This is a genomic window from Arthrobacter sp. HMSC06H05 (assembly GCF_001807395.1).
GTDB lineage: Bacteria > Actinomycetota > Actinomycetes > Actinomycetales > Micrococcaceae > Pseudoglutamicibacter > Pseudoglutamicibacter albus.
The window spans coordinates 76,844-96,895 of sequence record NZ_KV788989.1 but is presented as its reverse complement, the minus strand read 5'-3'; the positions used below and the strand labels follow the sequence as shown (position 1 = coordinate 96,895).

Below are 20,052 nucleotides of genomic sequence, written 5' to 3'. Positions count from 1 at the left end.
CCACTACCGTTCACGGTTCTTATACAACGCAGCGGCCTGGCGCACGTAGTCGATCGCGGACCACAGCGTCAATGCGGCGGCAATCAGCATGACCAGGAAACCGGCCCACCACACACCGTGCACAAAATGGGCGGTCGGCAACAGCAGGATGAACGTGCCCAACATTTGCGCGACCGTCTTGATCTTCCCGCCCGGGCTCGCCGCGATCACACCGTATTTGATGACCCAGAACCGCATCACGGTCACACCGATCTCACGCACCAGGATGATCGCGGTGATCCACCATGTCAGATCCCCCAACACACTCAAGCTGATGAGCGAAACCGCCATGAGCAGCTTGTCCGCAATCGGATCGGCGATCTTACCGAAATCCGTCACGAGGTTCATGCTGCGCGCAAGCGCACCGTCAAGCCAGTCGGTGAGGGTCGCGACCACGAACACCGCGACCGCCCACCAACGCCACGCGCCATAGTTCGCGGCATCCAGGACGATGAACACCACGAATACAGGGATCAGCAGAATCCGCATCCCGGTCAGGATGTTCGCGATGTTCCAGCTCGAAGCCTGCCCCGCGTGTGGGCCTGCCCCGGTTACCGGCCTGTCAGCGACCATGCGTCTTCGGACTCCTCGTCGTCATCGTCGTGCCACGTGTCCCCAGCGTATCCGCCGCCAGCACCGCCTGCACCTGCGCCCGCCCCTGCGCTCGATGCGGTGTTCTCCCCCGCCTCGCTCGCTTGAGTTGGTGCATGGTTATAGGCGGCTTCATCGGCTAGCGCCTGTTGCTGGGCATCCGGGGTCTCCGGCGCCGGTGTTCCGTTGATCGCGGCAACAACCTGCGGAAGGTCCTCAGGTTTGACCAGCACATCGCGGGCCTTGGAGCCTTCGGATGGGCCGACCACGCCGCGGGACTCCATGAGGTCCATGAGCCTACCGGCCTTCGCGAACCCGATGCGCAACTTACGCTGCAGCATCGAGGTCGAACCGAACTGCGAGGTCACCACGAGCTCGACAGCGCGCAGCAAGTCTTCGAGGTCATCACCGATGTCCGCGTCGATCTCACGCTTCTGGGTCTCCGGGACCACATCCTCGCGGTAGTGCGCGCTCAGCTGGCCCTTGACATGCTCAACGACCCTGTGGATCTCGGACTCTGTAACCCACGCGCCCTGGACACGAATCGGCTTGGACTTACCCATCGGCAAGAACAGAGCGTCACCCTGGCCCAGCAGCTTCTCTGCACCCGGCTGATCCAACACCACACGGGAGTCGGTGACCGAGGAGGTAGCGAACGCCATACGCGAAGGCACGTTCGCCTTGATGAGGCCCGTGACAACATCCACCGACGGACGCTGGGTCGCCAACACGAGGTGGATACCCGCGGCACGAGCGAGCTGGGTGATACGCACAATCGAATCTTCAACATCGCGCGGGGCCACCATCATGAGGTCAGCGAGCTCATCGACAATCACCAACAGATACGGATACGGCTTAATGACCCGCTTAGAACCGGCAGGCGGAGTCACCTTGCCTGCACGCACCGCCTTATTGAAGTCATCGACGTGTTTGAAACCGAAGTTCGCTAGATCGTCGTAACGGGTGTCCATCTCCTTCACAACCCACTGCAACGCCTCAGCAGCCTTCTTAGGGTTCGTGATAATCGGGGTGATCAGGTGCGGAACACCCTCATACGCGGTGAGCTCAACACGTTTAGGGTCAACCAGCACAAGCCGGACATCATCCGGGGTTGCCCGCATGAGCAAGGACACGATGAGCGAGTTGATGAACGAGGACTTACCAGCACCGGTGGCACCTGCCACGAGCATGTGAGGCATCTTCGCCATGTTCGCTACAACGAACCCGCCCTCAACATCCTTACCCACGCCCATGACCATCGGGTGATCAGTGCGGCGGGCCGCGTTGGAACGCAAAACATCGCCGAGGGATACGACTTCCTTATCCGTGTTCGGGATCTCAATACCGATCGCGGACTTACCCGGGATCGGCGAGAGGATGCGCACATCCGAGGAAGCCACGGCATAGGAGATGTTCTTCGACAGGTTCGTGACGCGCTCAACCTTGGTGCCCGGGGCGAGTTCGATCTCGTAGCGGGTCACAGTCGGGCCACGCGAGAAGCCCGTGACTTCAGCGTCAACCTTGAATTCGCGCAAGGTTTCCTGCAGCGCATGCACAACCTTGTCGTTGGCCTCAGACCGTTCCTTGGCCGGCGGGCCAGCCGGCAGGTATTCGCTCGGTGGCAGCGTGTACGCGACGTCCCCGGAGAGCTCGAGCTGTTCGGTGCGCTGCGGCAACGGCTCAGGCATGGGCCTCTCAGGCTGCGCAGTCGGTGCAACACCCGCACCTGCCGCTGGGGCACCGGTCATGTCGATGGCTTGCGTGCGCACGTCTGCATCGCCGCGGTTGATCACCGTGGTTGCGTCAGGATCAGCGTTCGCCGCATCGTGGTTCGCGGTGTTGTTCTCCTCGGAAGGGGTTCCTGCCCCACCGTGCTCCTCAACGTTATAGACACCGGCATCACGCATGAGCTTGGCGCGGCGCTTTTCATCCCGGGTAGGGCGACGCACGCCGGGAGGCGGGGTGATCGCCTCGGTCGCATCCGCCGAGCCGCCATTTGCCGCATCGGCTCCAGCGCCATCGGTTTCAGCGCCGTCGTGGATCACGGGGCTTTCGTAGGCCTCGCTCGAGTTTCCAGGCTCAAGTGCCTCCGCATCGGCTTCGGCGTCTTTCTTACGCCCAAACAAAGACCTGCGGGACTTCTTACTCTTTCCAGCCTGCTTATTCTTCTCTTTTTCGCGGCGTTCAGCATCGTAGAGATAGGACTGATCGTGGCCGTCGCGGTCCCCACTCACATCATGTTCAGGGTCTTCATGACCGATCATGAGCAGCCGGTAGAGGCCCACAATCCGTTCAGGGACCTTCTTCACCGGGGTTCCCGTGATGATCAGCAGCGATAAGATGCCCACGAGGCACAAAACGACGACCGCGCCGCCCTCGGTGAGTAGCGCCGCGAGCGGTTCACCAACGAACCAGCCGACCCATCCCCCGCCAGCCCACAACATCTCGAACGGGCCATCAAGCTCCGGGCGGCCCGTCGTAACGTGAGCGATACCAGCGCCAGTGATCAGCGCAAGCAAGAAGCCGATGCTGATGCGGCCGTTAACCGAGTGGTCAGTTGGGCGGCGGAACAACCGGATCGCGGAGATGAACAAAACCACCGGCAGGGCGACAGCCATGACGCCGAACAGCCCACCAACAGCGGCGTGGGTGTAGGTACCGAAAACAGGTACGGAACGCAGCCCCCACCATTCAACGAGCGCAACAATCAGCGCGAGAACCAGCCACGTGAGGGCTTTGCCGTCGCGCCGCGTCCCCGGCTCCAGTTGCACGGGTTCACCGAGCTGACGGACACCAGCGCCGATGATCCCGCCGAGGCTGGACCAGGCACGTTGGATGGCACGGAGCGGCGCGGGGATCTCACTGGATTCCGCGTTCAATTCCGTGGTTTCTTTGCTACCGGAGCGCTTGCTTCTGCTCTTTGAAGACGAGGAAGAACGCTGCGATCCGGGGGAAGTACGGGTCGCCATAGATTCCAGGATACGCCGCAGGCGCTACAAGAGAGGCAACCGACACCGTTACCGGCCTAAGCAGCGCCTATACTTCGACGACCACGGGCACGATCATCGGACGGCGGCGTAGCTTACGCCCAACCCAGGAACCGATCACACGCCGCACGACCTGCTGCAGCTGATGCTGGGTGTGATCCGGCTTATCCCGCATCGCTTCTTCCAGCGCGGATGCAATCTTCGGTTTGATGACCTCGAACGTTTTTGCGGTCTCAGCAACACCGCGGACCACGATGTCTGGGCCCTGGATGATCTTCTGGGTCTTACGGTCCACAACGCTGATGACGGAGACGAAGCCTTCCTTGGACAAGACCATGCGGTCCTTGAGGTCGTCTTCGGTGACCATGCCCACGTGCGTCCCGTCCACATATACGTAGCTGACATCAAGCTGACCCGTGATGCTTGGAACGCCATCGGTAATGTCAACGACCGTTCCGTTGTTCGCCAGCAACAGGTTCTCTACCGGGACACCCGTGGCGTGAGCGAGTTTCGCGTTAGCGAGCTGATGCTTCGGCTCGCCGTGGACTGGCATCACGTGGCACGGCTGAACCACGTTGTAGACCGTCAGGAGTTCACCGGCGTAGGCGTGGCCGGATACGTGCACATTCGCGTTGCCTTTGTGGATCACGTTGATCCCGCGATACTGCAAGGCGTTCATGAGGCGGAAGACCGAAGTCTCGTTACCTGGGATCAAAGAGGACGCGAGGATCACGGTGTCCCCGGAGTCCAGTGAGATCTTGTGATCCCCGCTGGCCATGCGGGACAGCGCCGCCATCGGTTCGCCCTGGGAACCGGTGCACATCAGCACGATCTGGTGGTCCGGGATCTTATCCACGTTCTTGAAATCGACTAGCATCCCTTCGGGGATATCGAGGTATCCCAGCTTGGATGCGATCGTCATGTTCCGCACCATCGAACGCCCCACCAGGCACAGCTTGCGGCCGGCCTTCGCGGCGGCGTTGACAACCTGCTGGACGCGGTGCACGTGCGATGCGAAAGAGGCGACGATCACGCGCTGATCGGCTTTGGCGATCGCGTTATCCAGCACCGGCTGAATGTTGCGTTCAGTTGGGGTATAGCCCGGGACTTCCGCGTTGGTTGAGTCAGGGACCATGAGGTCCACACCCTCTTCACCCCAACGTCCGAAGGCCCGCAGGTCAGTGACCCGCCCATCGAGCGGCAACGGGTCCATCTTGAAGTCACCGGTCTGGAACACGTTACCGGCCTTGGTGCGCACCAGCACCGCCATCGAATCCGGGATCGAGTGGTTCACGGCCGCGAACTCGACCTCGAAAGGCCCGAACTGTTCGACATCGCCCTCACGGATCTGCAACGTGAACGGTTTGATGCGGTGTTCCTGCAGCTTCGCTTCAACGAGTGCGAGTGTGAGCTGCGAAGCCACCAACGGGATGTCTTGCTTGAGGCGCAACAGGTACGGGACAGCACCGATGTGGTCTTCGTGGCCGTGAGTGATGACCACGGCGACCACGTCGTCGAGACGGTCCTCAATATGGGACATGTCAGGCAGGATCAGATCCACACCCGGCTGTTCTTCTTCCGGGAAGAGCACCCCACAGTCAACAATGAGTAGCTTGCCGTCCATTTCATAGACGGTCATGTTACGACCCACTTCGCCAACCCCACCGAGTGGGTAGACGCGAAGTGTTCCCTTAGGTAGTTGAGGCGGTGCTGAGACCTTCCGGTCGACGTCGAACGCGATGGTCGGTGTGTCAGTCATCCTGTTGATAAGCCTTTCTATAGATGTAGACCGCCCTCCGCGAGGTCTGCGAGTACGGGGGCGAGCTCAGCATCCGTAGGCTCCACGAGTGGGAGGCGGACGTGAGCGCTCGGCAGGACACCCTGCCGCTGAAGAACTGTTTTCGATGCCACGGCTCCTTGGAGATGGCTCATGATGCCACGCTGGAGCGGGTCGATGTCCGCGTGGGCTTTGCGTGCGGTCGCAAGATCACCGTTGGCGACCGCGTCGATCATGGTGCGGTATTGCGCAGCCGCGATGTGCGCGGTCACGGACACAAGCCCGATCGCACCGATCGCCAGCAACGGCAACGTCAGCCCGTCTTCACCCGAGTAGATGTCAAGGTCGGTGCGGGCGATGACCTTGGTGGTCTCCATGAGGTCGCCCTTGGCGTCTTTGAGGGCCACGATGTTGGGGTGCTTGGCCAGCGCTACGATCGTTTCGGTCTCGATGGGTTTCACGGAGCGGCCTGGGATGTCATAGAGCATCACGGGTAGGTCTACCGCATCGGCGATGGCTTCGAAGTGGGCTTGGATGCCTGCCTGGGATGGCTTGTTGTAGTACGGGGTCACCAGCAGCAGCCCGTCAACGCCGACCTCTTTCGCCATGCGGGAGAGGTTGATCGAGTGGCGGGTGTCGTTGGTTCCGGTGCCCGCCACGACAGCGGCGCGGTCCCCGACTTCCTCGACGACTGCCTTGAACATTTCGACGTTCTCTTCGTCAGTCAATGTCGAGGTTTCGCCCGTGGTGCCGGTCACGACCAGCCCGTCACAGCCGTCGTCAACAAGCTTTCGGGCCAGGGCGCGCGCGGCGTCAAGGTCGAGCTCACCGGTGGCCTTGAAGGGCGTCACCATTGCGGTCAGCAGTGTTCCGAAGCGTGGACGATCAGTGTGAAGTGCCATGGTTCCCAGGTTACCTGTCTGTGCTGTTTCGGGCTTGTTTGCGAAGCGATATGGCGGTGCGCATGGATTCGCGGGCACGCCGGCGATCCCCCGCCGCATCGTATGCGAGCGCGAGCCGATGCCAGGACTGCCACCTCTCAGGATGTTCTTTGGCTTCTGCCGCGTATTTCTTGAAGTCTTCGTCTGCGGCTTCTTTAACGATGCGCCCCGACGGCATGCGCGGCAAGTCATCGCGTGGCAGTAGGCCTTGCTCTTCTAGTTCTTTGGCCATGGCCTCAGTCGTGGCGCCGAACGTGACCTCGCGTACAAGGATCCACACGCCGATGAGCGGGACCACGAGGATCGCGGCACCCAGCGCGATCCCGATCGGCTCGCCGGTCTGCCACAACCTCACCACGGACCCGAAGAACGCGATGAGATAGATGATGTAGACGGCCAGGATGATGCCGGTGAAGATTTTCGCTTTCATAGTGTTGCGCTATACCTGCCTCTATGCGCCGAGGTCGAGGTAGCCTTCCAGCCCGTGGGTCAGCCCGGGCCGTTGCGCGACGGTGCGCAAGCCGAGCAGGACCCCAGACATGAAGGAGACACGGTCGAAAGAGTCGTGGCGGATCGTGAGCATCTCGCCTTCACCGCCCAGTAGCACCTCTTGATGAGCCACGAGGCCGCGTAGGCGCACCGCGTGGACGTGAACGTCGTCGACCACGGCCCCGCGCGCTCCGTGCGGGTCGGTTTCTGTTGCATCGGGGCTTGGTGCCCGTCCGGCTTCGGCACGCGCTTGGGCGATCATGCGGGCCGTGCGGTCCGCGGTGCCGGAGGGCGCATCGACCTTGTCGGGGTGATGCATCTCGATCACTTCAACCGATTCGAAATACGGTGCCGCTTGAGCGGCGAACTGTGCGGCAAGCACGGCACCGAGCGCGAAGTTAGGGGCGATCAAAACCCCAACCTCCGGCTGACCTTCAAGCTGGGTGCGGACTGCGGCGAGGCGGTCGGCATCCCAGCCGGTAGCGCCAACAACCGCGTGGATCCCGTGTTCGATAGCGAACGCGACTTTATCGGCAGTCGCTGATGGAACGGACAGATCCACCATGTGGGTCGCGTTCGCATCGAGCATCGCATCCAGCGAGTCCCCTCGCCCGATCTGTGCGACCACCTCCATATCCGGTGCGTTCCCGACGGCCTCAACGGCTTGGGATCCCATGCGCCCGCGGGCGCCGATAACGGCTACGCGGAGAGGCGAGGTGGTCTGCGTGTCAGTCACGATGTGCTGCTCCAAAGTGAGGTTTTAGTGTTCTGATGCGATGCGGTATTCGAACGGTGAAGTATCTAAACTGTGCCGTATCTAAACTGTGCCGTTTCTAAACCGTGGCGCTGCGGTCGAATGGGTCGAGCGAGAAGTCATCGCGCAGGATGCGTTCTGCCCAGGCCTTCGCTGAGTGCAGCGAGTGGTCTTTGAAGTTACCGCACGAGACTTCGGTGGTGCCTGGGACGTCTTCCCATTCGACGGTGTCGCGGATCGCTTCAAGTGAGGACTTGAGCGCGCGGGCCACTTCTTCGATGCTGGGGGTGCCCCACGTGATGAGGTGGAAGCCGGTGCGGCATCCGAATGGAGAGCAGTCGATGATGCCATCCAAGCGAGTCCGCAGAAGACCCGCCAAGAGGTGTTCGATGGTGTGTAGGCCAGCGGTGTCGATCGCCTCGTGGTTGGGTTGCAGCAAACGCAGGTCGAAGTTGGAGATGGTTCCGTTGCCTTCAGGACCGTGTTCTACCGCGATGAGACGTACATAGGGAGCCTTGACCGCGGTGTGGTCAAGCTCGAAGCTCTCGACGTTCGCCATGTTCTTTTCAGCCACGATTCCTCCTGACACGGTTGCCCGTGAAACCTAATTCTGCAGTTGTAAAGCGCAGTTGCCGTTAAGGTTACCGGGTGGCGGCGCCGCTGGCCCTCGTTACGTAATCAGGCTCAGTTACGTAATCAGGCTCAGTGACGTAACCGGGCGCAGTGGCGTCACCGGGCTCAGTTAGATCACCGGCCTGGCCGATGAAAGCCTCGGGCGCGAGGATCACGGCGGTTCGCGGTTGCGCGGCTAGACGGGCGGCGAGCGCCTTGACCTCATCGATGGTTACGGCCCGCAGTTTCTCGAGTGTTTCTTCGAGGGTTACGTAGTGGCCGGTCATGAGTTCAGCTCCTGCTAGGCGTGACATGCGTGGCCCGTGGTCCTCGCCGGTCAACACGGATTGGCCGGCGAGTGAGCCGACTGCCCAGTCGAGTTCGTCCTCGGTGATGCCGGCAGCGGCGATGAGGTCGAACTGCTCCCCTAAGACCGTGAGCGTGGTTTCGGCGTCTTCGGGAGCGCATCCGGCATACAGTGAGAAGAACCCGGTGTCTGAATAGCCGGCGGTCATCGCGAACGTTGAGTACGCGAGTCCGCGGCGTTCACGCACTTCCTGGAAGAGGCGTGAGGACATTCCCCCGCCTAGCACCGTGGAGAGGATCGAGAGCGCAAAGCGGTTCTCTGAATCCGAGGGCAGGCCCGGAACGCCCAGGAACACTTGGGCTTGTTCGATGTCTTTATAGATGCGGAAAACACCGGACTGGGAGCCGGGCATTGCCCGTAGCTCCTCAACAGGCTCAGGGATACCGTCGTGGGTTGCCAGGGCCTGCGCGTCCACTTCTACCCCGTACACGCCGGTGCGGCGCGGCATCGGCGTGCGTTCGGTCTCTAGATCCCAGCCGCCGTCTTTGAGGGCCTGGGTAACCAACCGAACCACCTCATCGTGCTCTACCGCGCCCGCCGCCGTGATCACGAGCGTTTCCGGGGAGTAATACTTGTTGTAGTGGTCACGGAACTCTGCAACCTTGAGTTCGCGGATCTCGGAACGCGTACCGCCTACGGGGCGGGCCAATGGATGCTCGCCAAAGATGAGCCGAGAGAACTGCTCGTGGGCCATTGAGAGCGGGTCATCGGCATCCATCGCAAGCTCATCCAAGATGACCCCGCGCTCCCGTTCGGCTTCTTCGTGGTCCAGGAGGGGCTGGGTCACCATGTCAGAGATGACTTCGATCGCCATCGGCAGGTCCTCACCCAAAACGCGGGCGTGATAGCACGTGGTCTCCTTGGTGGTTGCGGCATTCGCTTCCCCACCCACGCGGTCAAAAGCCAAGGAAATATCGAAGGCCGAACGGGTCGGGGTGCCCTTGAACAACAGGTGTTCCAAGAAGTGTGTGGAACCGTATTGGCCTTCAGCCTCATCACGGGAACCCACGCCCACCCAGAAACCCACCGAAGCCGAAAGTGCCGCCGGCATGTGCTCCGTCAGAATCCGAACCCCTGAAGGCAAAACCGTGCGGCGAACCACCGAGCCGTCCTCATCCTGCCGAAGCGTCTGCTCAAGACGCTCAGGGGACGGGACCAACGGCAAATCTATCGGCACAACGAAATCCTTTCGCGCTAGGTTATATAGCTCAGCAAGCTATGCAACTCAGTGGGTTATGTGACTCAGTGGTTATACAGCACCGCGGCTGAGGTAGCTCAGTGGCCTTTGAAGGCTTCCGCGAGCCACCACGCCCCGGAGTCCGATGCGATCTTCGCGTCAATCACGAGCGGCGCTTGAGGATCGCTAGCGAGCCATTCGCGTACCGCCGCGAGGTCCTGGACCCTACGCACCGTAACCCCTTCGGCTCCGAAACCGCGGGCGATCGCCGCGATGTCGGTATCCGGGAACGTGACCGTGGACATGTCAGGTTCTGAACCGTCCGCGTTGAAGTGGTGGATCTCGGCTCCGTATGCGGCATCGTTATAGACGATGCACACGAGCGGAAGCCGCAACCGGACCGCTGTCTCAAGCTCCGCGATCGCCATATGGAATCCACCATCCCCGGTTCCCAGAACCGGCATCCGGTCCGGCCGGGCCAGCGCCGCGCCGATCGCGGTGCCCAGCCCCAGCCCGATCGCCTGGAAAGCCTGCGTGAAGCAGAACCCGTCAGCGTCCGGAACATCCAGAAACTGGCTCGGATACCCCATGAAGTTACCCGAATCGATGCTCACGATGCGTTCGGCAGGCAGGATCTTGTTGAGTTCGATGGTCAACGTACGTGGGTCGATGCGCGCTTGCGTTCCGGCGTCAGTGGACAAGTCGCTGTAGGGTTCGCTCGCCCACGAGCTGCGGGAAGCGATGAGTTCGCGGTTGGCTTGCGTCCGGTAGCCGGTGCGAGGTGCCGGGTGCTGTTCACGGATGTGCTCAAGCACATCGGCGGCGGTTTCGGCGGTGTCGCCGAGCACCCCGAGCGTAATGGGCCGGTTACGCCCCAGCGCGGCGTCTTCACAATCGACCTGCACCACCGCCGCATCCGGGCTGATCAGGGTTCCGTGCCGCATGGTCCACATGTTCATCGCGCACCCGAACCCCACAATGAGATCCGCGTTGCTGATGAGCTCGGCCGTCACAGGCGATGAGAATCCCCCGGAGATCCCGAGGTTGTAATCCTTGCCGTTGAAAAGCCCCTTCACAACCGCCGAGGTAGCCAACAGCGCACCCGTATGCTCCGCCAGTTGCGAGATCACACCACCTGCGTGCTTCGCGCCGCGCCCAGCAACGAACACAGGGCGCTGCGCCCGAATGATCAGCTCCGCGAGCGCGGCAACGCTCACCCGCGAAGGCCGCACAGGTTCCGCCCGATGTAGACGCTCAGCGGCTGGAACAGCGCGGGCCGGACCGGCTTGATCAGCGTACGCGGGCTGAACCTGAACATCCAACGGGAGGTTCAAAACCACCGTCCTGCGGTCGTTGACCGCCGTGCGATAGGCGCGCACCACATCGTCCACCACCGTCTCAGCAGAATGAAGCCGCTCCGAGACCGCATACACCGACTCCGCTAGCCCATCCTGATCCATCGCGAAGTTAGAGCTCACAGCGCTCGCCGCGGACTCACCGGTCAGAACGATCATCGGGGTGCGGGACTTCGCGGCCTCACCGATCCCGGTGGTCGCGTTCGTCAGCCCACAGCCCTGATGCACGCTCAGCACCGAAACCTTGCCCGAAACACGGGCATACGCGTCCGCCATGTTCGCCGCCCCGCCCTCGTGACGGGCCGCGGTGAACGGGACCCCGTGGGCTTTCAACGCGTTCGTGACCACGAAATTACCGCTACCCACCACACCGAAAGCGTGCCCCACACCCAACTGGGCCAGCAGGGCTGCGACCTGTTCAGCGACGTTCATAACCACTTCTTCAATCTTCCAATGCCTTAGCGCCGGCACCCAACCTCAGTGACGGCAGGGCCGAGTTCGCACCGGAGGCGTTACTTCGCCGTGCTCGTTTTACTTCTCAACGAACGTGTAGACACGGCATGGGGAGCCGGTGCCGCCCACGATCGGTAGCGGGGCCACACAGATCATCGAGCCAGTTGTTGGTAGCTTCGCGAGGTTCTTCAACGACGTGATCCCGTATTTATCCGCACCCAGCAGATAGTAGTGCACCGGGAACGGTGGGTCCTGTTCCCCGCCGCGGCCGGCATCGATCCCGACAGTCTCAACGCCCATACCCGAAATCGGTAGCTCATCCGCCATGTAGCGGGCGCATTCGACCGTGAAGCCTGGGGTGTGGGAACCGGCCTCGTCCGCGTTGAGGAACGCTTCCTCGCTGTGATCGTGCTGATCCCAGCCGGTGCGGAACAACAACCACGCACCCTCGGGGAACGCGCCGTGACGTTCTTGCCACGCCTTCAAGTGCTCAACGTCGACCAAGAAATCAGGGTCAGCCTCAACCTCAGCGGTGAAATCCAAGACCAGCGCCGGGCCAGTCAGCCGCGGCAGATCGATCTGGGATACGTCCTTACCCTCGCGGCCGCTGATCCAGTGGATCGGGGCATCCAAATGGGTTCCGATGTGCTCACCGGTACGGATGTTGTGGTGCTTCCAGAACGGGCCCGGCTCGTCATAGGCCGAGACTTGTTCGAGGCTGAAGTCATTCAGGTTCGGGAACGGGTCAGGCAACGTCAACGTCGGCGTCTCAGACGACAACGGCGCTGTAAGATCCACCATCTCTATCGAACCGGATGCCACCCCGGCCAAGAACGCCTCTACTGCAGACATCGCCCCTCCAGAATCCAATACAACTGCGCCGATGGTTAGTAATGCTTAGTTAAGAACGTTTGGTTAACAATGCTAACCATCGTGATCCACGCCTCACTCGCAACCCAAACCAATGACGATGCATGACGTGGGCACCAGACGCACAGACCCTTACAGCACAAGACCCCCTTACAGCAAAGGCCCCGGAACCGTTGATTGGTTCCGGGGCCCGCGTATCAGCGAATCAGCTCAAGCGATCACAGCCACGCGTGCGCTGAGGCCTTACTCGGCGTCTTTCTCAGCTGCTTCCTCGTCAACGACTGGGGCGAGCGAGAGCTTGCCGCGGTCGTCAACCTTGGTGATCTCAACCTGGAGCTTCTGGCCCACGCCCACAACGTCTTCGACGTCGTTGACGCGCTGGCCGCCGTTGAGCTTACGCAACTCGGAGATGTGCAGCAGGCCATCCTTGCCTGGCGTGAGCGAAATGAACGCGCCGAAGGAGGTCAGCTTCACCACGGTACCGAGGTAACGCTCGCCAACCTCAGGGATCTGCGGGTTAGCCATCGCGTTGATCGTTGCGCGTGCAGCTTCAGCCGCAGCGCCGTCAGTGGCGCCGATCAGGACCGTGCCGTCATCTTCGATCGAGATTTCAGCGCCGGTGTCTTCCTGAATCTGGTTGATCATCTTGCCCTTAGGACCAATGACCTCACCGATCTTGTCCACTGGGATCTTCACCGAGATGATGCGTGGAGCGTATGGGGACATCTCGTCTGGGGCGTCGATCGCAGAATCCATGACGTCCAGGATGTGAACGCGGGCCTCGTGAGCCTGCTTGAGTGCGGCAGCGAGCACGGAAGCCGGGATGCCGTCGAGCTTGGTGTCCAGCTGGATCGCGGTAATGAAATCGCGGGTACCGGCCACCTTGAAGTCCATGTCACCCATCGCGTCTTCAGCACCGAGGATGTCAGTCAGGGCCGCGTAGCGGGTCTCGCCGTCCACCGTGTCGGTGACCAGGCCCATCGCGATACCTGCAACAGGTGCCTTGAGTGGAACACCAGCGTTGTACATCGACAGAGTCGATGCGCAGACCGAACCCATCGAGGTCGAGCCGTTGGAGCCCAACGCTTCGGAAACCTGGCGGATCGCGTATGGGAATTCATCACGCGATGGCAGAACCGGAACCAGAGCGCGCTCCGCGAGGGCGCCGTGGCCGATCTCGCGGCGCTTTGGCGAGCCGACACGGCCCGTCTCGCCCGTGGAGAACGGCGGGAAGTTGTAGTGGTGCATGTAGCGCTTCGCCTTCTCTGGGGCGAGCGAATCGATCTGCTGCTCCATCTTGAGCATGTTCAGGGTCGTAACACCCATGATCTGGGTTTCGCCGCGCTCGAAGATCGCGGAACCGTGAACGCGCGGCAGAACCTCGACCTCGGCCAGCAGCTGGCGGATGTCAGTCAAACCACGACCGTCGATGCGGACCTGGTCCTTCAAGATGCGCTGACGCACGATGTGCTTGGTGAGTGCACCGTATGCCTTGGAGACCTCGGATTCGCGTTCCTCGAACTCCTTGCCCTCACCGGCCAGAGCCTCAAGGACCTCTTCCTTCAGCGCGTCGTCAGCGTCCTGGCGCTCCTGCTTATCAGCGATCTGGTAGACCTCTGCAAGCTTCTGCGCAGCGATCTTCTCGACTGCCTCGTAGGCGTCGTCCTCGAAGTCGAGGAAGATCGGGAACTCACGGGCAGGCTTAGCCGCGCGCGATGCGAGGTCGGCCTGCGCCTCAACGAGTGCACGGATGAATGGCTTGGCGGCTTCGAGGCCTTCAGCGACAACGGTCTCGGTCGGTGCCGTGACGCCGCGATCGTGGATGAGTTCCCACGCGTGATCGGTAGCGCCAGCCTCGACCATCATGATCGCAACATCATCGCCAGCAACGCGGCCTGCAACAACCATGTTGAACACGGCCTCATCAAGCTGGGTCTTGGTTGGGAACGCAACCCACTGTGGGCCTTCGCTGTCTTCGATGAGCGCGATGCGCACGCCACCGATCGGGCCGGAGAACGGCAGACCGGAGAGCTGGGTGGACATCGAGGAAGCGTTGATAGCGACCACATCGTAGTAGTCATCCGGGTTGATCGAGGTCACCATGACCACGATCTGAACCTCGTTGCGCAGGCCCTTGACGAAGGACGGGCGCAGCGGGCGGTCCATCAGACGGCACGCGAGGATCGCCTCAGTCGATGGACGGCCTTCACGGCGGAAGAACGAGCCCGGGATCTTACCCGCGGCGTACATGCGCTCTTCAACATCGACGGTGAGCGGGAAGAAATCGAAGCCCTCACGCGGATGCTTACCGGCGGTGGTTGCCGAGAGCATCGAGGTGTCGTCATCGAGGAACACCATCGCCGAACCAGCAGCCTGCTTGGCTACGTGGCCGGTCTCGAAACGGATGGTGCGCTTACCAAAACGGCCGTTATCAATCACGGCCTCTGAATACTGAATGTCAGTAGCTTCCACTACAGTTTTCTCCTCAAAATGCACGTCAACAACGAAACGCGTTTTCGCGGTTGGTGCTCGATCGAGGCCATCGGTACTGCAATCTGGCCGCCCTGTTGAGGACGAATCTGAATGGGCTGCACCGCGGGCCACTACCGAGGACCACACGCGAACGTCTTGAGCGTCAACGTTCTTGACTATGTATTGGATTAGATATTGATGTTTGAACTTCTGATGCGTTAACGCCCCGGAAAGCTTTTCCGGGGCGTTAAACGTGAGACATTAGCGGCGCAGACCGAGGCGCTCGATCAGCGAACGGTAACGCTCAATGTCTACAGACTTGAGGTAGCCAAGCATGCGGCGGCGGCGACCGACCAGGGCCATGAGGCCACGACGGGTGTGGTGGTCGTGCTTGTGATGCTTCAGGTGCTCAGTCAGGTCAGAGATACGACGGGACATGACAGCGATCTGAACCTCAGGGGAACCAGTGTCGCCCTCGTGGATCGCGTATTCCTTGATGATCTCTTGCTTTACGGCCTGGTCAAGAGCCATGTATTTACTCCTTGAGAGTGTGCCGCGTACAGTGAACCCGCACGGGATCGCCCTCAACTGATATCGCTGGGCCATCGTCGCCGGGGGTGGTAGCCACCGCGGACTGCAGCTAACACCAGCTATAAGTCTATCAAGCCGATCCAAAGCCCGCGATGAGCCTCAGAACACAGCGGCGGCGGGCCGCTTCACGCGAGTCTCACGTGCGTGTGTTGCGTACCGCGAGTGTCCGGTATGGAAGCTCGATGCGCTCCCCCGGCTCAAACCCCAGATGCTCGTGCAAGTACCAGCGCAGGTTATCTTCAACCCGCTGCCGGGTCTTCTGATTCGCCCGCAACCAATAGGCTCGCGTGCGGGTCAGCTCGAACACCTGCTCAACACTGAGCCGCTGCACCCAACGGTCTTCGCGGACCGCCTCGATACGCCACAGCGGCCCCGCCCGCGCGGCAGCTTGAGCATCCCGATGCACATCGCCGGCATGCATGATCCGCGCTAAACGGTGCACCCACGGCACCTGCACATCCAGCTGATTCCACACAAGCCCCAGCACCGGGTCACTCGCTGCCTGGGTGATGCGCGCGGCCTCGGCGCCAGCCTCGATCGGATCAACCCAATGCCACGCTTGCGCGGCAACCACCGCATCGACCGTTTCCTCCAGACCGGTGGACTCCCCCGTGCCGATCAACGTGTGTTCAACCCCAGGAACCTGTTTCCGCAGCACCTCAAGCATCGATACGGAAGGTTCAACCGCTATCACCCGATGCCCCGATGTAACCAGGTCGCGCGTGAACAAGCCCGTCCCCGCGCCGACCTCGACCACGCGACGGGTAGCGCTACCATCTAGCAGCCACGGCACGCACCACTGCGGATAGGTAGGCCGAACCGCATCGTAGTCGGTACCCGAACCAGCCCACGCAGAACCGATCAACGCACGCTTCGCGCCAGCCAGATTCGGCCCGCGCTGCGGAAGATTCGGGACTTGCCCCGTCAAACCTGAACCGTTCTCAGCCAGCGGCTACTTTGACCACGTCAGGTCGGGCTTTGGCATCAGCGCGCAGAATCTCACGAGCACGGTCAACGTCCATGTGCATCTGCTCGATGAGCGCCTCAGGGCCGCGGTAGGTGATGGTTGGCCGTAAGTGGTCCACAAACTCGAGCACCACATCCTGCTCATACAAGTTAAAGTCCTCGACCTGCTCGCCCTCGGGACGGCCCATCACAAACGCCTCAGCGACACGCACCACGCCATCGAACGTCGGGTTCGTACCAATCGAGATCGCAGACGGCCACCACACCCCGGCCTGATCGATCAACCAGCCCGCATACACGCCGTCAGCCGGCATCAGACCGGTCGCGTCATCGGCCAGATTCGCGGTAGGGAAACCGAGCTCGCGGCCGCGCGCGAAACCGTGCGCCACCGTCCCGAACATGCGGTGATTACGGCCCAAAACCTCCGCCGCGGATTTCACATCCCCCACCTGCAGCGCTTCACGCACCCACGTCGAGGACCAGCGCCGCTGCAGGCCCACATCAGCCAGCGTGACAACCTCGAAACCAAACTTCTCACCCAGCGTGCGCAAACACTCGATGTCACCCGCGTTGTCCAGGCCGAACCGCACGTCCTCACCCACCACCACGGCACGGGCATGCAACACATCCACCACGTAGTTCTTCACGAACTCTTCAGGGGTCTGTTGCGCGAACTCCCACGTGTAGTTCAGGCGCAGAACCGCGTCAACCCCGGCCTCAGCACAGTGGATGTCCTTGATCTCATCAGCCATGATCGGAACCGGCGCAAACGCCGGCCGGTGCACCGTGGCAGGATGCGGGCTAAACGTCATCACAACACCGGCACACGGCGGCTCGCTCGCGGCAGCGAGCTCAACAACCCGTTCCAGCAAGGCCATGTGCCCGCGGTGAACGCCATCGAAATTACCGATCGTCACCACCGAACACGTCAGCGACTCCGGAACCTCAGAAGGATCCGTCCAAATATGCACAAAGACTCCTCGTGTGCTGAAGATCGATTCTCACGTCACCGCGGTGTGCGCTTGTCACCTCACGATGCGGTGGCCGGGCCGGATAAGCACCCGTCCGTGACACCCCGCGCTATTCTCTCACGAACGCCACGACCGCTGCGCTCTACGCTCACGCCGCGACCTTGTGGGGCCGGTGAACCCACAGCCACCAGAAACCGATGATGGGCAGAACGAACGGAACATAACCGTAGCCTTGACCAAAATGGCTCCACACGCTCGCCTTCGGGAACAATTCAGGCGAGATATACGACAAGATCGAGACCGCAACCACGCCAACGAACTCAACAATCACCGCCGCGAACGCCGCACGCCAGGCTGTGACACCCGGTAGAGCGAGTGCGACCGTAGCCACGATGTAGATCACAGCCGCGAGCGCCGAGAGCGAGAACGCGACCGGCGCGAGCGAGAAATCAGTCGCAATCTGATACACAGAACGCGCAAGAGCCGACAACGCAAACACGCCATACACCGCAACCAGGATCCGGCCAAGGCCCTTATTTTTCGTCTGCACTGGGCTATCTGGCTGCACTGCGTTATCTGACTGCGGTGCGTTATCTGGCTGCGGTGCGTTATCTGGCTGTGCCGTATCCTTCACGTGATTATCCATTCCACTCATCAATCCCTAGCCGGCAAAGAATCCTTGACCGTGCCACACCTGCTGCATACGAACCAGCATGACCAGCACAGTAAAGCCTGCCGCGGCCATCACGGTGTTGGACCAGCGGGACTTATCCCCGATCGCCCACCATGCCGCCAAAGGAACCAGCAACAAAGCGGTCGCGAGGTATCCCCAGAACTCCCATCCAGCGCCTAGAAGCGGGGCAGAGCCGGCATGCCGCACCGCGGCCTGAATCCCGTACACCACCAGATACAGCTCAACCAACGCGAGGCTCAGAATCGAAGAGTCCGCCGGGAAGGTGCGGATCACCGTCATCGCGATACCAACGATCATCGAGATCACGCACACCACAACGCCCGCGATCGCGAAGCCATCCATCAACACGACTACAGAATCTCCTCGAACAACAACCTAGAAAGCCAACAACTGAGAAACCAGCAAGCTAGAAAACCACCGAAGGCGGGTCTGTGCCTAGCGCGGCGCGAAAACCAAGGCGGGTTTGGCCATCGAATGCGTGCCTTGAGCCTTGTTCTCGATCAAAGCGATCAAGTCACCGGCCGGGTCGATCGCCGCGGTCACCCCCGCCGACTCCGACGGCGTGATGCGCCGGCCGTGCCCGAGCTCAATCGCTTCCTGATCGCTCACGTGCCGGACCGGGAACAGCGCGCGGGCAGCATCCGCGAGCGACAACACAATGAACTGCTCCGCAAGCTGCTCCAGCGTGCGAGCCTGGCCCAAATTGAAGCCACCCACACGCGTACGCCGCAACGCGGTCAAATGGCCGCCCACGCCTAAAGCCTCGCCCAAGTCGCGCGCTAAAGCACGCACGTATGTGCCAGAAGAGCAATCGACCACAACGTCAACGTCCATCGTCGTGCCGTCATTGGCGCGGCGAACATCCAAAACATCGAAACGGTTCACCGTGACGGCCCGGGCCTGCAACTGCACGTTCTCCCCGTCACGGACCCGCTGATAAGCGCGTTTACCGTCCACCTTGATCGCCGAAACAGCCGAGGGCACCTGCTGAATCTCCCCCGTCAACCCGGCCACCGCATCGTCAAGCTGGGGGCGAGTCACCGCCGCAACATAACGACGCTCAAGGATCTCCCCTTCGGCGTCCTCAGTCGTGGTGGTTTCCCCCAAACGAATCGTAGCCACATAGGTCTTCGATTCGCCCACGATATAGGTCAGAAGCCGGGTAGCTCGACCCACACCGGCAACCAGCACACCGGTCGCCATCGGATCCAACGTGCCCGCATGCCCCACTTTCCGGGTACCGGCGAGCCGCCGCAAGCGACCCACCACATCGTGGCTGGTCATCCCAGCGGGCTTATCAACAACAACCAGGCCCGGGGTCGGTTCAGTCTGCGCTTGAGACATACAGCGCTTAAGCCTCGTCTTCCGGTGCCTTATACGGCTCAGCATCCCCAGCGTATTCTGCGCCCTCGGCAAGCTCAGCTACCGCAGCGTCCTTTTCACGGGCGGCACGCAACAGCTCCTCAACGTGGGAGGCGTTCATCGGGACCTCATCCGGAACGAACTCCAAGGTTGGGGTCAAGCGAGTTGTTAGCTGCGAGCCCAGCTCCTTACGCAAACGGCCACGGTTGGCTTCGAACAGCTCAGCAATCTGAGCCTTCTGCTCATCGTCACCCAAAACCGTGTAGTAGACGGTCGCATTCTGAAGATCATTCGTCACGCGCGCATCCGTGACCGTCACAGACTCCATCGCATCATCACGAACCACCTTCGTGAGAGCCTGCGCCATAACCACCTTGATGCGCTGGGCCAACTTAGCTGCACGCGGCGAACCAGTCATGATGTGCTCCTTCCCTGCGCACCACCAACAGTTGCGTGCGCTACCAACAATATTCTCTGCCTCCATCCTATCGGTGCGTAGCCCCTGCCTTGACACCAGCCGGTCTCGCCAACGCGAAAGCCCGCGGCGGGCAAGAGCACATGTGCTCTCAACCCGCCGCGGGCTT

General features: G+C 61.4%; 18 protein-coding genes. All 18 read right to left on the bottom strand.

Annotated elements, in window-relative coordinates:
* Window positions 1–3: 3 nt before the first annotated feature.
* Window positions 4–612, bottom strand: a complete 609-nt coding sequence (pgsA, locus tag HMPREF3160_RS07520; RefSeq protein WP_070507870.1) for a CDP-diacylglycerol--glycerol-3-phosphate 3-phosphatidyltransferase — start codon at window positions 610–612, stop codon at window positions 4–6.
* Window positions 591–3,599, bottom strand: a complete 3,009-nt coding sequence (locus HMPREF3160_RS07515) for an FtsK/SpoIIIE family DNA translocase (RefSeq protein ID WP_070507816.1) — start codon at window positions 3,597–3,599, stop codon at window positions 591–593. Before HMPREF3160_RS07515 ends, pgsA begins: the two co-directional genes overlap by 22 nt.
* A gap of 67 nt (window positions 3,600–3,666) precedes the next feature.
* Entirely contained in the window at window positions 3,667–5,376 is a 1,710-nt protein-coding gene (locus HMPREF3160_RS07510; protein WP_070507814.1) for a ribonuclease J, read from the bottom strand.
* Window positions 5,377–5,393: 17 nt separating this feature from the next.
* Window positions 5,394–6,296: a 4-hydroxy-tetrahydrodipicolinate synthase gene (gene dapA, locus HMPREF3160_RS07505; RefSeq protein WP_070490721.1), complete on the bottom strand. Its 903-nt coding sequence runs from the start codon at window positions 6,294–6,296 to the stop codon at window positions 5,394–5,396.
* Window positions 6,297–6,306: 10 nt separating this feature from the next.
* Window positions 6,307–6,765: a hypothetical protein gene (locus HMPREF3160_RS07500; protein ID WP_070490720.1), complete on the bottom strand. Its 459-nt coding sequence runs from the start codon at window positions 6,763–6,765 to the stop codon at window positions 6,307–6,309.
* Between the two features lie 21 nt (window positions 6,766–6,786).
* A complete protein-coding gene (dapB, locus tag HMPREF3160_RS07495; RefSeq protein ID WP_256174167.1) occupies window positions 6,787–7,560 on the bottom strand; it encodes a 4-hydroxy-tetrahydrodipicolinate reductase in 774 nt (257 codons plus the stop codon).
* Between the two features lie 97 nt (window positions 7,561–7,657).
* Window positions 7,658–8,152 (bottom strand): S-ribosylhomocysteine lyase, encoded by a 495-nt coding sequence (locus tag HMPREF3160_RS07490; RefSeq protein ID WP_370977538.1) that lies wholly within the window; start codon window positions 8,150–8,152, stop codon window positions 7,658–7,660.
* Window positions 8,153–8,219: 67 nt separating this feature from the next.
* Window positions 8,220–9,722, bottom strand: coding sequence for a M16 family metallopeptidase (locus tag HMPREF3160_RS07485; RefSeq protein ID WP_083285555.1), 1,503 nt, complete (start codon window positions 9,720–9,722; stop codon window positions 8,220–8,222).
* A 110-nt stretch (window positions 9,723–9,832) separates the two neighbouring features.
* Window positions 9,833–11,521 carry a thiamine pyrophosphate-binding protein gene (locus tag HMPREF3160_RS07480; RefSeq protein ID WP_070507810.1) on the bottom strand — a complete coding sequence of 563 codons (1,689 nt, stop codon included), beginning with the start codon at window positions 11,519–11,521 and terminating at the stop codon, window positions 9,833–9,835.
* A 99-nt stretch (window positions 11,522–11,620) separates the two neighbouring features.
* The gene (locus HMPREF3160_RS07475) at window positions 11,621–12,394 is read right to left on the bottom strand and encodes a cyclase family protein (RefSeq protein ID WP_070507808.1); all 774 of its coding nucleotides are present in this window, start codon (window positions 12,392–12,394) and stop codon (window positions 11,621–11,623) included.
* A gap of 261 nt (window positions 12,395–12,655) precedes the next feature.
* Window positions 12,656–14,884, bottom strand: coding sequence for a polyribonucleotide nucleotidyltransferase (locus tag HMPREF3160_RS07470; protein ID WP_035756946.1), 2,229 nt, complete (start codon window positions 14,882–14,884; stop codon window positions 12,656–12,658).
* A 261-nt stretch (window positions 14,885–15,145) separates the two neighbouring features.
* Complete coding sequence (rpsO, locus tag HMPREF3160_RS07465) at window positions 15,146–15,415, bottom strand: 30S ribosomal protein S15 (protein WP_035756943.1); 270 nt, start codon at window positions 15,413–15,415, stop codon at window positions 15,146–15,148.
* A 196-nt stretch (window positions 15,416–15,611) separates the two neighbouring features.
* The gene (locus tag HMPREF3160_RS07460; protein WP_256174164.1) at window positions 15,612–16,403 is read right to left on the bottom strand and encodes a class I SAM-dependent methyltransferase; all 792 of its coding nucleotides are present in this window, start codon (window positions 16,401–16,403) and stop codon (window positions 15,612–15,614) included.
* 13 nt (window positions 16,404–16,416) lie between these two features.
* Window positions 16,417–17,412, bottom strand: a complete 996-nt coding sequence (locus tag HMPREF3160_RS07455) for a bifunctional riboflavin kinase/FAD synthetase (protein WP_070490714.1) — start codon at window positions 17,410–17,412, stop codon at window positions 16,417–16,419.
* A gap of 148 nt (window positions 17,413–17,560) precedes the next feature.
* A complete protein-coding gene (locus HMPREF3160_RS07450) occupies window positions 17,561–18,058 on the bottom strand; it encodes a hypothetical protein (protein ID WP_256174163.1) in 498 nt (165 codons plus the stop codon).
* Window positions 18,059–18,073: 15 nt separating this feature from the next.
* Complete coding sequence (locus tag HMPREF3160_RS07445; RefSeq protein WP_035757076.1) at window positions 18,074–18,448, bottom strand: hypothetical protein; 375 nt, start codon at window positions 18,446–18,448, stop codon at window positions 18,074–18,076.
* A gap of 93 nt (window positions 18,449–18,541) precedes the next feature.
* Window positions 18,542–19,450, bottom strand: a complete 909-nt coding sequence (truB, locus tag HMPREF3160_RS07440; RefSeq protein WP_070490713.1) for a tRNA pseudouridine(55) synthase TruB — start codon at window positions 19,448–19,450, stop codon at window positions 18,542–18,544.
* Window positions 19,451–19,457: 7 nt separating this feature from the next.
* Window positions 19,458–19,886 carry a 30S ribosome-binding factor RbfA gene (gene rbfA / locus HMPREF3160_RS07435; protein ID WP_035756935.1) on the bottom strand — a complete coding sequence of 143 codons (429 nt, stop codon included), beginning with the start codon at window positions 19,884–19,886 and terminating at the stop codon, window positions 19,458–19,460.
* Window positions 19,887–20,052 lie beyond the last annotated feature (166 nt).